Source organism: Rhodopila sp. (genome assembly GCF_965277165.1).
GTDB lineage: Bacteria > Pseudomonadota > Alphaproteobacteria > Acetobacterales > Acetobacteraceae > Rhodopila.
On record NZ_CBDICE010000005.1, the window covers coordinates 2,501 to 15,786 of the forward strand.

Annotated in this window: 12 protein-coding genes and 1 rRNA gene (1 of these 13 cut by a window edge); 9 read left to right on the forward strand and 4 right to left on the reverse strand. The window is 62.0% G+C overall.

The genetic code is table 11. The annotated features are described in order from the left end of the window. Both ACQY4Y_RS00365 and ACQY4Y_RS00370 read right to left on the reverse strand, forming a co-directional pair. Nucleotides 1–77, reverse strand: a 16S ribosomal RNA gene (locus tag ACQY4Y_RS00365) (it extends 1,416 nt beyond the left edge of the window). A 624-nt stretch (nucleotides 78–701) separates the two neighbouring features. Beyond that, entirely contained in the window at nucleotides 702–1,907 is a 1,206-nt protein-coding gene (locus ACQY4Y_RS00370; RefSeq protein ID WP_428488589.1) for an acyl-CoA dehydrogenase family protein, read from the reverse strand. Between the two features lie 150 nt (nucleotides 1,908–2,057). Between ACQY4Y_RS00370 and ACQY4Y_RS00375 the strand changes: the two genes are divergently transcribed. The 3 genes from ACQY4Y_RS00375 (at nucleotide 2,058) to ACQY4Y_RS00385 (ending at nucleotide 5,260) form a co-directional block, all read left to right on the forward strand. Further along, nucleotides 2,058–3,338 (forward strand): LLM class flavin-dependent oxidoreductase, encoded by a 1,281-nt coding sequence (locus ACQY4Y_RS00375; protein WP_428488590.1) that lies wholly within the window; start codon nucleotides 2,058–2,060, stop codon nucleotides 3,336–3,338. Between the two features lie 122 nt (nucleotides 3,339–3,460). Then, nucleotides 3,461–4,264 carry an alpha/beta fold hydrolase gene (locus ACQY4Y_RS00380; protein WP_428488591.1) on the forward strand — a complete coding sequence of 268 codons (804 nt, stop codon included), beginning with the start codon at nucleotides 3,461–3,463 and terminating at the stop codon, nucleotides 4,262–4,264. A 129-nt stretch (nucleotides 4,265–4,393) separates the two neighbouring features. Beyond that, complete coding sequence (locus tag ACQY4Y_RS00385) at nucleotides 4,394–5,260, forward strand: glycosyltransferase family 2 protein (RefSeq protein WP_428488592.1); 867 nt, start codon at nucleotides 4,394–4,396, stop codon at nucleotides 5,258–5,260. Between the two features lie 100 nt (nucleotides 5,261–5,360). Here ACQY4Y_RS00385 and ACQY4Y_RS00390 read toward each other — a convergent pair whose 3' ends face one another. Further along, entirely contained in the window at nucleotides 5,361–5,714 is a 354-nt protein-coding gene (locus ACQY4Y_RS00390) for a hypothetical protein (protein ID WP_428488593.1), read from the reverse strand. Nucleotides 5,715–5,785: 71 nt separating this feature from the next. Here ACQY4Y_RS00390 and ACQY4Y_RS00395 point away from each other — a divergent pair, with 71 nt between their 5' ends. The 6 genes from ACQY4Y_RS00395 to ACQY4Y_RS00420 all read left to right on the forward strand — a co-directional run bounded on the left by ACQY4Y_RS00395 (nucleotide 5,786) and on the right by ACQY4Y_RS00420 (nucleotide 11,690). Further along, nucleotides 5,786–7,093, forward strand: coding sequence for a hypothetical protein (locus ACQY4Y_RS00395; protein ID WP_428488594.1), 1,308 nt, complete (start codon nucleotides 5,786–5,788; stop codon nucleotides 7,091–7,093). A gap of 408 nt (nucleotides 7,094–7,501) precedes the next feature. Continuing rightward, nucleotides 7,502–9,064: a GMC oxidoreductase gene (locus tag ACQY4Y_RS00400; RefSeq protein WP_428488595.1), complete on the forward strand. Its 1,563-nt coding sequence runs from the start codon at nucleotides 7,502–7,504 to the stop codon at nucleotides 9,062–9,064. After that, nucleotides 9,061–9,531 (forward strand): DoxX family membrane protein, encoded by a 471-nt coding sequence (locus ACQY4Y_RS00405; protein ID WP_428488596.1) that lies wholly within the window; start codon nucleotides 9,061–9,063, stop codon nucleotides 9,529–9,531. The genes ACQY4Y_RS00400 and ACQY4Y_RS00405 overlap by 4 nt, the downstream gene beginning before the upstream one ends. Beyond that, nucleotides 9,528–9,968 (forward strand): cupin domain-containing protein, encoded by a 441-nt coding sequence (locus ACQY4Y_RS00410; RefSeq protein ID WP_428488597.1) that lies wholly within the window; start codon nucleotides 9,528–9,530, stop codon nucleotides 9,966–9,968. Before ACQY4Y_RS00405 ends, ACQY4Y_RS00410 begins: the two co-directional genes overlap by 4 nt. 4 nt (nucleotides 9,969–9,972) lie before the next feature. Continuing rightward, nucleotides 9,973–10,872 (forward strand): SMP-30/gluconolactonase/LRE family protein, encoded by a 900-nt coding sequence (locus ACQY4Y_RS00415; protein WP_428488598.1) that lies wholly within the window; start codon nucleotides 9,973–9,975, stop codon nucleotides 10,870–10,872. Then, the gene (locus tag ACQY4Y_RS00420) at nucleotides 10,869–11,690 is read left to right on the forward strand and encodes a VOC family protein (protein ID WP_428488599.1); all 822 of its coding nucleotides are present in this window, start codon (nucleotides 10,869–10,871) and stop codon (nucleotides 11,688–11,690) included. The genes ACQY4Y_RS00415 and ACQY4Y_RS00420 overlap by 4 nt, the downstream gene beginning before the upstream one ends. 13 nt (nucleotides 11,691–11,703) lie before the next feature. Here the strand turns inward: ACQY4Y_RS00420 and zwf are convergent, their stop codons facing one another. Then, nucleotides 11,704–13,161, reverse strand: coding sequence for a glucose-6-phosphate dehydrogenase (gene zwf / locus ACQY4Y_RS00425; RefSeq protein ID WP_428488600.1), 1,458 nt, complete (start codon nucleotides 13,159–13,161; stop codon nucleotides 11,704–11,706). Nucleotides 13,162–13,286 lie beyond the last annotated feature (125 nt).

The following is a 13,286-nucleotide window of genomic DNA, read 5'->3' on the forward strand; positions in this document are numbered from 1 at the left end:
TTGCCCGGCCGTGCGACTTGCATGTGTTAAGCATGCCGCCAGCGTTCGCTCTGAGCCAGGATCAAACTCTCAGGTTCATCCCAACCAGATCCCCCATCGGCGCACCACACATCACGCGGCTCACCCAGCGGCACCCAGTCGAACACGAACAAGATCCAGGCTCGCATATCCAGGCCGATAACCCCAGAACCTAACCCAACCCAACATCAGGCCACCCCAATCAGGCAAACCCAACCGTCAGGCCAGACCAGGCCCAAGGACCATCCTCCTCACAAGCGTCTCTGTAACGCATATATAAAGATATACATCGCAGACACGCCCATGCCGAGGCTTCAACCCAGACAATCGAACCGAACCCAAGTCCAGCCCAATCACCCAAGACAAAACCCAATCCCACCTCGCGCTCACGCGCTCAGCAGCCATGGACGCCGCCAACGTATCCCTTCCTAGCCTCTGCGATTGTCAAAGAGCAGCGGACCTGAACCCGATCCGACCCGCCTGAACCATTCGGTCCGTCGGGGGAGGCGCCTTCTAAACCCCCCCTCCCGACGTGTCAACGCGGTTACGGCGCCGGCAGAAATTTTTTTAAGTCTCCTAACGCGCTGAAAAACCGAGAAAACAATCTGCTACACGCATTCAAGCCTGAGACAGTGGAGCCATGCGAGGGCAACATGCAGCCTGGGTGAGCGATCTCGCCGCGGTTATATCCACCGCAAGTTTGGTTCGCCACCAAGCCGAAAAAACCCAACCGATTCAAAGTGTGTGCGACGTCCTTGCAACTGTTGCGAAACACTGTTGACATCGCGCAGCCGCCGTTCGAACGGCCGGTTGTTGAAGATCGCCGTTGAACCCGCCTCGTGGAACACGCTGTGCGTGATATCGCGCGAGACATGAATTGCGTAGGTTGCGGCCTGCCGGATCTCGATCCGGTGCTCGATCGACAAAACGCCGGTCTGGGTGACATCGCGCCACGCATCGTCGACCGCCCGATGCAGCCCGGCCCGCGCCGCCTTCCACGCGGCGTCCGAGTGGCCGACGATGTGCTGCACCGCGTGATTGTCACGCAGCGAATCCGCCGACCACGCCTGGCTCTTGTGCCGCGCCAGGGCAATGAAGCCGTCCAGCATCGCGCGCGAAACACCCAGGGCCACGCTGGCGAAACCGCTGGCGTACAATTGCATCGCCTGGAATGAGTAGAGCGGGCCGTGCTGTTGGCGTTCGGGTTCGTACTCGCGGGTCAGGCTGTGCGCATCATCGACGAACAGAGCCTCGATGGTGAAGTTGTCGCTGCCGGTTCCCCGTAGCCCCATCACCTGCCACACATCGTCGATCCGCGCCTGCTCGCGCCGGAACATGAAGGTTCGTTCCCACGGCTTGCCGTCGGGCCGGATCATTGGCGTGGCGTCCGCCTCAAGACTCGGGCACAACGCACCAAGCCAGGTCGCATGCCGCGAACCGCTGGCGAAACTCCAGGTGCCGGTGACCCGCCAGCCACCTTCGGCGCGGATCGCCCTCGCGCCGGGACCCTGCCCCCAGGCGACGACGTCGCGTTTATCGCCCCAAATCTGCCGCGCCGTTTGCGGAGCCATGTACGCCGACGCCATCGAGCAACCGGAGCCCTGGTTCATGCACCATGCTGCCGAGGCATCGCCCTCGGCGATCGCCTGCACGCATTGAATGAAATCGATCGGCCTCAATTCATAGCCGCCGACCGCGCGTGGCAGCAGCAGCTTGAACATCCCGGCGTCGAACATCGCATCCAGCACATCGGTCGGCAATTCGTTGGCTGCGTCGATCCGGTCGGCGGCGGATTGCAGCAGCGGGATCAGGCCCCGCGCCTTTGCAATGCAAGCCGCGCCGATGTCCGGCAAGGACGCTGTCAGGTTCCCACCGGCGGCGTCATTCATCCGACCACGTTCCTCATTTTGTCAGCCTTCCCATCAATCTAGTCCGACTTCCGGCGCCCCGGAAGCGGTCACGGCATCTCGCGCGGCAAAATTGACATGCCGAACAGGCACTCGCAATACTGGTCAGTAGCCATAACCCGGAGGCCGGCCATGAAGCTGATGTGGTTCCACCTGATGCCCTACACGGAACTGCCCGAGGATTTCCGGGACGCCAATCCGTCGGTGTGGGTGGACATCCACTCCTCGCTGTTCGACCCGAAACGCGCTCATCTGATGTACAACGACTTCATGGACGAACTTGAATACGCCGCCGAGGTCGGGTTCGACGCGGTGTGCGTGAACGAGCATCACTCCAATGGTTACGGACTGATGCCGTCGCCCAACCTGATCGCGTCCTCCTTGGCCCGACGCACCACGAACACGGCGATCTGCGTGATGGGCAACTCGTTGGCATTGTACAATCCGCCCACCCGCGTGGCGGAAGAGTTCGCAATGATCGACTGCATCTCCGGCGGCCGGCTGATCGCCGGTTTCCCGGTCGGCACTCCGATGGACACCTGCTACGTTTACGGAACCAATCCCAGTCAGCTTCGTCAGCGCTACCATGAGGCGCATGACCTGGTGGTGCGGGCCTGGACCGAGAAAGACACCTTCGCGTTCAACGGGCGCTTCAACCAGCAGCGCTACGTCAACATCTGGCCGCGCCCGGTGCAGACGCCTCATCCGCCGATCTGGGTACCCGGCGGCGGATCGGTGGAGACCTGGCAGTGGTGCGCCGAGATGAACTACGTCTATTGTTACTTGTCGTACTACGGATACAAGGCCGGTCGCGCAACGATGGATGGTTTCTGGACCGAAATGGACAGGCTCGGCAAGAGCCGCAATCCGTATCAGGCCGGATTCCTGCAGTTCGTCGGCGTCGCCGAATCCCGTCAGCAGGCGTTCGATCTGTATCGCGAAGCGGCCGAATACTTCTACGGCCGATGCCTGCACGTCGACCCGAAATGGGCAACGCCGCCGGGCTATACCAGCGAGGGCAGCCAGCGCGCCGGCATCGAAAGTCAGGTCAAACAGGCCGCCGATGCCGGCGTGCGCGGAAAGTCCACCGGCGAACGTTTCGCCTCGGTCGCCCGGGACATGGATGCGATCGTGGAGAAAGGCTACGTCATCATCGGCTCCCCCGACGAGGTCGCCGAACAATTGCGCGAGGTGGCAACCCAGCTCAACGTCGGACATCTGATGCTGTTGCTGCAATACGGCAACATGAGCAAGGATCTGACGCGGTACAATACGAAGCTGTTCGCCGAACAGGTCATGCCCAAGCTGCGCGACGTCCATGCGGACTGGACCGACCATTGGTGGCCGCAACCGATGGATACCGCGCAGCGAGCAGCGGTTCCGGCCTTCAGGCCTGGTCTGGCAGCCGAGTAAACTGTCGCACCCGATGCGGTAGCACCCCGTATCTGCCCGCCAGTAGGAGCTGACCGCAAGGCTTACCGAGGGAGTGGTCAGGCGCTGGAGACCAGGACAGCAGACTAAACGCGGAGCGAAATGTGAACGAGACCGAAATGTCGGCCCCCGAAGCTTCGGTTATCGAGGTCAACGGATTTCCAACCCGAATCTGGCGTAGCGGAAGCGGCCCGAAGCTTGGCTTTCTCGCCGGCTTTGGGGGACTGCCGCGCTGGGTGCCGTTCCTGCGGCATCTGGCTCGGTCACACACGGTGATCGTGCCGTCGTTGCCAGGGTTTCCCGGCGGTGATCGCGGTCACACCGTGCTCGATTCGCATCTCGACTGGCTGCTCGCGGTGCGCGAGATCCTGGACCGGGCCGGGCTGGAAGGCGCCGATCTCATCGGCAGTTCGGTCGGTGCATCGCTCGCGGCCGAGGTCGCGGCGCTGTGGCCGACGACGGTCCGCCGCCTGGTGTTGATCGCGCCGTTCGGGCTGTTCGACGAGGCCAATCCGCCGACCGACCCGTGGGCACAGCGCGCCGACGCCGTGCCCGGCCTGATGTGCGCCGATCCGGAGAACTGGAAGGCGCTGAAAGCCCCGCCCGAGGGCGCCAATTCAGTCGAATGGCCGATCGAACAGGTCAGAGCCAACGAAGCAGCGGCGCGCATCTTCTGGCCGCTCGGCAATACCAGACTCGAAAAGCGCCTGCGCCTGATCAAGGCCGCGACTCTGTTGCTGTGGGGCGAACAGGACAGGGTCATGCCACGCGCCTATGCCGAGACATTCGCCAGCGGGATCGCCGGACCGACGACCACTCGGATCGTTCCCGGCGCCGGGCATCTGGCCGAATTGGACCAACCGGCCGAGGTCGCCCGCCAGATAACCGAATTCCTGCAAGCCAGTTGAAATTTTAGCGCATTCGCCGCACGAGCAATCGAACCCCTGGTTGCAGCGACGCCCTGGGCCCCTGGCAATCGTTAAGAACCTGTTAACCGGTCAATGCTAGACTATGCGCGCATACCAGTGAGCCACCGCATGCAGCGTGCCAAGATCAGCGCCTTCGTCATCGCCCATAATCGCGCGCCCATACTTGGCACCTGCCTGCGCGGTCTGCGCTTCGCCGATGAACTGATCGTGGTGGACAAATCCTCGACCGACGGGTCGCGCACCATCGCCGAAGCCTACGCCGACGACGTCCTCACCGTTCCCTGGACCCCCACGGTGGAGGAAACCCGCACCTTGGCGTTATCGCTCTGCCGCCATGAATGGATTCTGTTCATGGACGATGATGAATGCCTCAGCGCTGAAGCTGAACGCCATATCCGCGCCGAGTTGCAGGCTCCGCGCGGGGACATCTACGAATTTCCACTGCGCCACTACATTCTGGGGCGGCACGACGAGCGGGCGTATTACTGGCCCGAGCATCACGTGCGGCTGTTCCGGAGGGGTGCTGTTACGTTCTCCAGAACCGTTCACGCCGGTATCGTGCGGCTGTCGGACCGGGTGACGCGGCTTGAGGCCGCGGACGGCGTTTGCATCCATCATTTGTCGCACGCCGACGCCAGCGGGTGGATCGAGAAGACCAATCGCTACACCTCGCGTCCCGATCGCGTTGGGATCAAGGCTGGACCCGAAGGCTTGGCCGCTTTCGCGCACCATCGGATCGACTATTGGATGGCCCGCGGCAAGGATGCCACGCCGAACGGTTACCCCGCCGCGGCAGCCGTGCTGCGCGCGGTTTACGACATCGTCGATGCGGTGAAGGCGTGGGAGGCGGACAGCGGCGTGACCGGCGCCGCCTTGTTCGAGCAAGCCTGCACGCGGCTGGATCAAGCGCAGTTACGCGGTGAGCGGATCTTCGCCAATCCGTTTGCCCATGAGCATGCGGAAAAGCTCGGTTGAAGCCAAGCAGTCACGGTATTGAAGCAATTCGTGGCCAACACCGTCATGGCAGGGCAACGCCCGTTGCAGTCTATGGTTGCGGCCCCTTGCGGCCGGTGCTTCAGGGCGTTTGAGCCGCGACTTCGTCTAGCCATTGCGCTTCACGCTCTAAATCGTCTGCAACCAGAAGTAGTTTTTCCCTCAGGATATGGTCGTCGCCGTAGCGCGCCAATTGGCGAAAGTCTTTTGCCATATCCCGCAATTCGGCTGGTGTTCGCAACGCCATACCACAACTATGGCGGGCAAGCTGATGCGGATCACAGGATCGCACACACGTGATCCGATGCAGCACGAGCACCGCCCGTTGGTCTTCGTGGCCGCCCGCGCTGCAGCGACCGATCGTAATCGCCCTGGTTGGGGGCGGCCGACCGGACAGGGCGGCCCGCTCCGACCGGACACATTTTTGCGGCACCATCCGAAGCCGTCCTCCTTTGTGTTCGGTTATATTTCGTATCGATACTCTATTTGGATCGATATCACTCTGAAGTGACACGTTACGTGCAACGGTATGATTTAGATGTGCTCACTGTCTTGGCAAAGAAGAGCGAACCAATGCAGTCAGCGAACAACACCCTCATCGGCCTCGGTCAATCGATCACCGATGCGCAAAGTAATGTGTGGGCGATCACCACGGACGGTCGGGTCGAGGTGAATGGTAACGTCGATAGTACGACCTCTAATGTTACTCATCTGGCATACGCCAATGGTCTGGTGTGGCAGGAGAACAGCCATGATTTATGGTGGTCGAAGGCCTCGCCCGCCGCATCGTGGACCGCACGGGGAACCACGGTTCCAGTGACGATTACGACGGTCTCGCGGAACGACACCGTTCTGGCGACCGCTGCCGCCTTTGGGCCTGCCGGCGCGATCGTCGACAGCAGCGCCAACACCTGGTCGATCATCAACGGCCAGGTCGCGGTCAATGGAGTGATCGACCAAACGACCGCCAACGTCACCGAACTGGCTTATGTCAATGGAAAGATCTGGCAGCAGAACAGCCACGGGTCATGGTGGGCCAAGGCCACCCCTGCGGATAACTGGGGGCCGCCGGGCGGCACATCGACCAACCCAGTCACCGGCGGCTTCTATATCGGTAACCCGGCCGGCGATTTCGCTATCATCGACGTGGGCAAACTGACCGCCTCACCCGAGGGCGGCATGGGTATCGCGCCACAATCGACGTCCGAAATCGTAACGCCCGGAGTGCTGGCCACTGCGACCACCATTACGGTCAGCACCGAAACCGCCACGCTGGTGGTCAACGGCAACAGCAGCTTGACCAGCGGTGCTACGCTGAACCTGATCGGGGCATACCGGACCCCTAGCGAAATCTCTGGCCCGCTGCAAAATAACGGCGTCATGACCGTCAACGATTCGACACTCGAAATCGGTGCACTCAGCGGCCAAGGCTCGATCAGGGCGTCCAACGGCAGCACGCTCGACGTCCAAAGCGCGGGCATCGGCAACACCATCCAGCTGCAGGCATCGCACCTGCACATCGGCGGACAGGGCGGTGTTGCCGGCGGCCTGTCGTTTCTGGCACCGATCATCATGGACAACGCAAGCTCGATCATCCTCAACCAGACACAAGCCACCACCGAGATGCTTAAACCGCTTGGCGGATCGATCAACGAGGTGCTTCTTTACAATGGCACCACCGAGGTCGCCGACCTCAAGATCGGCGGGGTCTCGACCGTGTATGCGACTGCGACCGGTTCCGGGTCCGGCGCAACGGTGACCCTGAGCACAGTTCACAGCGCCAACGATCTTCAAATCGTCGGGCATCTGGGGTGACACCGCGCGGCGACGGCCTGCCTGGCGCCGTCGCCGCCGGCGCTCTCGGCCATCGGGGCGCCGCTCGATCGCGCCGCGCGAACATCCTCCATGCGAAATTTGCGATACCTCAAAGGAGCCAGACCCGCTCGGCGTGAATGGTCCGGCGTCGCTCGGGGACATCTCGTTTGCGTGCTTTTAAAGACGGGGCGAAGCCCTGGCAGCGGCTGCCCGTTGCCGTCTCGGCGTTCTCGAGCCCGATGACCGAGAAAGGTCGCTGAAGATTTCTGGCTTACTCCCAACCCGGCGCCCGGCTTGCGTCTGCCCGTGCTGGCCGCCGGCTACACCGATTGACAGTGATCATGGGTGCTGGCCGAATTGCAATATCGCCGCTCCTATGACTGACAACCCGAGAATCACGAGGCCGATGTGGACCATTACGACCTGATCGTTGTCGGCAGCGGCCCAGGAGGCGCTTCGCTGGCGCATCGGCTCGCCCCGACGGGAAAGAAGATCCTGCTGCTGGAGCGCGGCGACTACCTGCCGAGATCGCCGGCGAACTGGGATTCGAAGACCGTATTCGTCGACGGCGCCTACCAGACGACCGAGACCTGGTATGGCGGTGACGGAAAGCCGTTTCAGCCCGGTTTGCACTATTACGTCGGCGGCAACTCCAAGGTGTATGGCGCCGCGCTGTTCCGCCTTCGTGAGCGCGACTTCGAGGCGATCCAGCACAGTGATGGCCTGTCCCCGGAATGGCCGCTGAAGTACGCCGATTTCGAGCCGTTCTACACCGAGGCGGAAAATCTGTTTGCGGTGCACGGCCAGCGCGGCGAGGACCCGAACGAACCGCCCACCTCCAGCCCGTTTCCGCATCCACCGGTGTCGCATGAGCCGCGGGTGCAGGAACTCAACGACAGCCTCAAGGCCGAAGGACTGCACCCGTTCCACTTGCCGCTGGGTATTCGGCTGGACGAAAAAGATGGCAAGGTGACGCCGACCAGCATCTGCATCCGCTGCGATGCGTTCGATGGCTTCCCCTGCTTGCTGAACGGTAAGGCCGACGCCCAGGTGATGTGCGTGGATCCAGCGCTGGCGACCCATTCCAACCTGAGGCTGCTGACCAATGCCTATGTTTCGAAGCTCCAGACCGACGCGGCGGGGCGGCGCATTACCGGCGTCGACGTCACCCGCGACGGTCGACAAGAGCAATACACCGCCGATATCGTGGTCGTGGCCTGCGGCGCGCTGTCATCGGCGCTGCTGCTGCTCCGCTCCGCCAACGCCGCGCATCCGAACGGTTTGGCCAACCGATCCGGCCAGGTGGGACGCAACTACATGCGGCATAATCAATCGGTGCTGATGGCGCTGCTGCGCCAGCCGAATGACACGGTTTTTCAAAAGACGCTCGCCGTCAGCGATTTCTATTTCGGCGCCGACGACTGGGAATACCCGCTTGGCCTGATCCAGATGTGCGCGACCTCCCACGCCGACCAGATCAAGGCCGAGGCGCTGCCGTCATGGCTGGAATGGCTGCCGGAAATGCCGTTCGACCAGATGGCCCGGCACTCGATGGATTTCTGGCTGTCGTCGGAAGACCTTCCACGGCCAGAAAATCGCATCTTCTACGACGGCGACCGAGTGATCCTCGACCTGCAGGAAAACAACATGGAGGCGCACCACCGGTTGAAGAAAAAACTGGAGCACTTCCTCGGCATAGCCGGCGCCCATCCGGTGCTGCTGGAACGCAAGCTCTATCTCGGCAAGAACATCCCGATCGGGGGCACCGCCCATCAGGCCGGAACCTGTCGCTTCGGCACTGACCCCGCTGCCTCCGTACTCGACCTCAATTGCAAGGCGCACGACGTGGATAACTTGTACGTCACTGATGCCAGCTTTTTCCCGTCTATCGGATCGGTGAACCCCACGCTGACCATCATTGCGAACGCGTTGCGGGTTGCCGAACATTTGCGCACCCGGCTGGGCGCATGACATTCACCGTCCTGATAACGATCATCGAACGCTATCTCCTGGTCGTGCTGTTCTTTCCGTTCTCTGCGCTGGACAAGATCATCAACTTCAAGGGGGCGGTCGGTCAGGCCCAGCAAGCGGTGCCCTCGACCGCGGCCGCCACTGGCCTGATCCTGCTTGGTCTCGGCGTCGAGATCCTGATGCCACTTGGCATCCTGACCGGCGTTGCCGACCGGCTCGCCGGTTTCATCCTGGCCGGCTACTGCGGCGTCACCGCATTGCTGTGGAAGCAGTTTTGGAAGCCGGGTGATTTCTGGCACCGGGGCGACAGCAAAGGCCGCGACCTGTTCTGGGATTTTCTCAAGAACTTCTCCCTTGCCGGCGGGTTTCTGTTGATCACTTTTGGCACCACCAGCGCCACGGTCATGAGCTTTTTCCACGACCCGCTGGCATCGACCCATCCCTACTCCCAGGTCGACCGTCCATGACCGACAAACCGCGCGTTCCCTATTGGCACCTGTGGGCCGATGATAACGGCGTCAGTCACCAGACCCGCTGCGAACTAACCGATTGGGACCTGAAAGGCGTCGGCAACGCCGCACCGCAGTGGAACAATACGCAGGAACGCTCCGACGCCACGGTGGTGTTCACCGTCCAGCCCGTCGGATGGGTTGGCGAATGGCACGAAAATCCGTCGCCGCAGTGGATCGTGCCGCTGTCCGGCCGGTGGTGGGTCGAAGCCATGGACGGCACCCGCATCGAGATGGGACCGGGCGAATTTTCCCTGGGTGAGGATCAGGACTGCCGCCAGGACGCAAGCGGCCGCAAGGGCCACAGAGCCGGCACGATCGGCGATCAACCGGCGGTGCTGATGACGGTACGGCGTCACGTGCCGCCGGTGCGTCGTCCCTGCCACCTGAAGTAATCCGATGCCGGATTGGATCGAGCAACTCGACCCGCGCTTCGCGTCGTGCGTGTTGCCTAATGCACCGCTGCTGACCCTGGGCGAGGGATACGCTTGGCTGGAAGGTCCGGTCTGGTTCGCCGATGCCAACCAACTGCTGGTCAGCGACTTGCCAAATAATCGCATCCTGCGCTGGACGGAGGATTCCGGCGTTTCGGTATTCCGTCAGCCATCGAACTTCGCCAATGGCCATAGCCGCGACCGGCAAGGACGCTTGATCGGCTGTTCGCACCGCGGCCGCTGCGTTACCCGCACGGAACTCGATGGATCTGTCACCGTGTTGGCGGATCGTTTCCGCGGCAAGCGATTGAACGGTCCTAACGATGTGGTGGTGGCGAGCGATGGCTCGATTTGGTTCAGCGACCCGCACTATGGCGGCAACACCGATTACGAGGGCGGCAAACATGCCGCCGAATTGCCGCCGACGCTTTATCGGCTCGATTCGGACGGGTCGCTGGCGGTAGCCGCCGATGATTTCACCGGTCCGAACGGACTGTGCTTCTCACCCGATGAGCGCCTGCTGTATGTGGCCGAAAGCGGGGCCCAGTTCGTCGAACACCCGACACGGCACATCCGGGTGTTCAACGTTGCCGACGGGCGGTTGCATGACGGGCGCGTGTTCCACGAGATCTCGCCTGGCTTCGCTGACGGCCTGCGCTGCGATCAGGATGGCCGGGTGTGGAGCAGCGCGGCGGATGGTGTTCATTGCATCGAACCGAATGGCATATTGATCGGGAAGATCCTGACCGGTTCGACCGTCGCCAACCTCGCATTCGGTGGACGCAATCGCTGCCGAATGTTCATTTGCGCCTCCCATCGATTGCTGGCGATCTATACAAACGTCAGAGGAGCACAGATGCCATGACGCATCGGCTGGTTCGGGTCGAGCTGACGGTTTCGGACCTTGACCAGGCCGAACGGTTCTACGTGGACGGGCTGGGTTTCGCCGTTGCGCATCGCGGCGTGATCGATCCGGCCATGGCGACGCTCTTGGGCGCCGAGCAGGTCACCGCGGTGACGCTGCGGCGCGGCGGTCAGACCCTTGTATTGCAGGCATTCCAACCGTCCGGCGACCGCTATCCAGGGGGTGCGACGTCATGCGATCAGTTGTTCCAGCATTTCGCCGTCCCGGTTTCCGACATCAAGGCCGCGTACGCCCGCCTGCAGGCCGCGGGCCCGTCGCCAATCAGCCCCGCCCCCCAGCTTCTGCCAGCCCGCTCCGGCGGCGTCGTGGCGTTCAAGTTTCGTGATCCTGACGGCCATCCGGTGGAACTGATCGAGTTCCCCGATCGCCACGATGATGGCATCGACCACTCCGCGATCGTGGTGATGGATGTCGCGCGCAGCATCGAGTTCTATCGCGATCAATTGAATTTCTCAGTCGCGGCGCGGCAGACCAATACCGGCCCGGAGCAGGATCGGCTTGACGGTCTCGCCTCGGTCAGCGTGGAGGTGGTTGCCCTGGCACCGAAACGGCCGACCCCGCATCTAGAACTGCTTGGCTACCGCAGCCCCCGGGTACGGCCGACCGTCCGGCTCGCACCTAGGGATATCGCTGCCACCCGCGTCGTGCTCGAAGTCGCCGAGTTACCCGGCTGGTCGGTGAGCCTCGCCGATGGCAGCCGAGCGCGGCTGATCCATGACCCGGATGAACATGCTATCGTTCTGATTTCGTATTCTTGACGGTGGATCTGCTTTATTCTTGCAGTTTTTCCCAATGCCGCCCGTCCCGCTCCAGCAGTTGGTCCGCCCCGCCGGGTCCCTGGCTGCCGGCCGGATATTCTTCCACCTTGCCTTCGCCGCGTGCCCACGAATCCAATAGAGGCTGCACCGCGGCCCAGCTCGCCTCGATCGCATCGGCGCGCTGGAACAGTGTGGCATCCCCTATCATGCAGTCATACAGCAGCGATTCGTATCCGACATTGGGCTTCTCATCGAAGAAGTCCTTGTAGCGCATCGACGTTTCGACACGGCCAAGCTGCATTTTCGGTCCCGGCACCTTGGCATCAAGCGCTGTCTCGATCCCCTGCTCGGGATCGATCATCAGCCTGATGACGTTTGGCTTCATCGCATCGACCGGCGTATCGCGAAATATCTGATACGGAGCAGGTTTAAGGAAGACGGCGATTTCGGTCCGCCGCCCGGCCAGCCGCTTGCCAGTGCGCAAATAGAACGGCACCCCGGCCCAGCGCCAATTCTCGATATCGAGCTTGAGTGCAATATAGGTTTCAGTCCGACTGTCCGCGGCCACGTGTGGCTCCTGACGATAGCCCGGCACGGCGGCATTGAACTCTTTTCCCGCGATATACTGCCCACGCGCTGCATCCTCGAGCCGGACCGGCCGAATAGCCTCGATCAGTTTGGCTTTTTCACTGCGTACCGCTTCGGCATCGAATGAATTCGGCGGTTCCATCGCCACCATGCAGAGCAGGGTGAACATATGGTTCGGGACCATGTCGCGCAGCGCCCCGGTCGGTTCGTAGAACGCGCCGCGCTCTTCCACGCCAACGGTTTCGGCCGCGGTGATCTGGACGTGATCGATGTAGCCACGCCGCCAGATTGGTTCGAACATACCGTTGGCGAAACGCAATGCCATGATGCTCTGGACGGTTTCCTTGCCCAGAAAATGATCGATGCGATAGAATTGGCTCTCGTCGGCTTGCTTCAGGATGCGCGCGTTCAGCGCCTTGGCCGATGGCAAATCGGCGCCGAACGGCTTCTCGATCACCACGCGACGGAATTTCCCGTCGGGCTGTTTCAATAGATTGGCTTGTCCAAGACCATCCACCACCGTGCCGAAAAAGCGCGCCGCCACGGCAAGGTAGAACAGCGCGCTGCCGCCGCCGACCGCCTCGCCAACGTGCTTGAAGGTATCGGGCTGACTGAAATCACCCTGCATATAGTGCAGGCGGTCCTTTACCCAGCTCCAGGCCGTCGGGTCGATTTGCGGCGTGTAGAACTCGGCTGTCTTGTCGTGGGTGAACGATTGCATGGTCTCGTCCAGCGAGCGCTTCCAGTCATCGCCGCTGATCTGTTCCCGATCTACGCCGATGATCTTGAAATCCTCGGCAAGTTGCTTTGAGCCGGACAGGTTGTAGAGCGCCGGCATCAGCAACCGCTTTGTCAGGTCTCCGCCAGCGCCGAATATAACCATTGTGCAGCCGGGTGCCGGCTGCACCTGTTGAGCGGGCGCCGATTGATGCGTCTGGGTCATACCAATGCCTTTGAATTCAGCAGGTTTCCGAACGCTTCGGGTTATGGAGCACGCCGATATCGCCG

What these genes read in the sequence shown, in the direction of transcription:
- ACQY4Y_RS00370 (WP_428488589.1), bottom strand. Translation starts at nt 1,907, where the DNA reads ATGAATGACGCCGCCGGTGGGAACCTGACAGCGTCCTTGCCGGACATC.
- ACQY4Y_RS00375 (WP_428488590.1), top strand. Translation starts at nt 2,058, where the DNA reads ATGAAGCTGATGTGGTTCCACCTGATGCCCTACACGGAACTGCCCGAG.
- ACQY4Y_RS00385 (WP_428488592.1), top strand. Translation starts at nt 4,394, where the DNA reads ATGCAGCGTGCCAAGATCAGCGCCTTCGTCATCGCCCATAATCGCGCG.
- ACQY4Y_RS00390 (WP_428488593.1), bottom strand. Translation starts at nt 5,714, where the DNA reads ATGGTGCCGCAAAAATGTGTCCGGTCGGAGCGGGCCGCCCTGTCCGGT.
- ACQY4Y_RS00405 (WP_428488596.1), top strand. Translation starts at nt 9,061, where the DNA reads ATGACATTCACCGTCCTGATAACGATCATCGAACGCTATCTCCTGGTC.
- ACQY4Y_RS00410 (WP_428488597.1), top strand. Translation starts at nt 9,528, where the DNA reads ATGACCGACAAACCGCGCGTTCCCTATTGGCACCTGTGGGCCGATGAT.
- ACQY4Y_RS00415 (WP_428488598.1), top strand. Translation starts at nt 9,973, where the DNA reads ATGCCGGATTGGATCGAGCAACTCGACCCGCGCTTCGCGTCGTGCGTG.
- ACQY4Y_RS00420 (WP_428488599.1), top strand. Translation starts at nt 10,869, where the DNA reads ATGACGCATCGGCTGGTTCGGGTCGAGCTGACGGTTTCGGACCTTGAC.
- zwf (WP_428488600.1), bottom strand. Translation starts at nt 13,161, where the DNA reads ATGGTTATATTCGGCGCTGGCGGAGACCTGACAAAGCGGTTGCTGATG.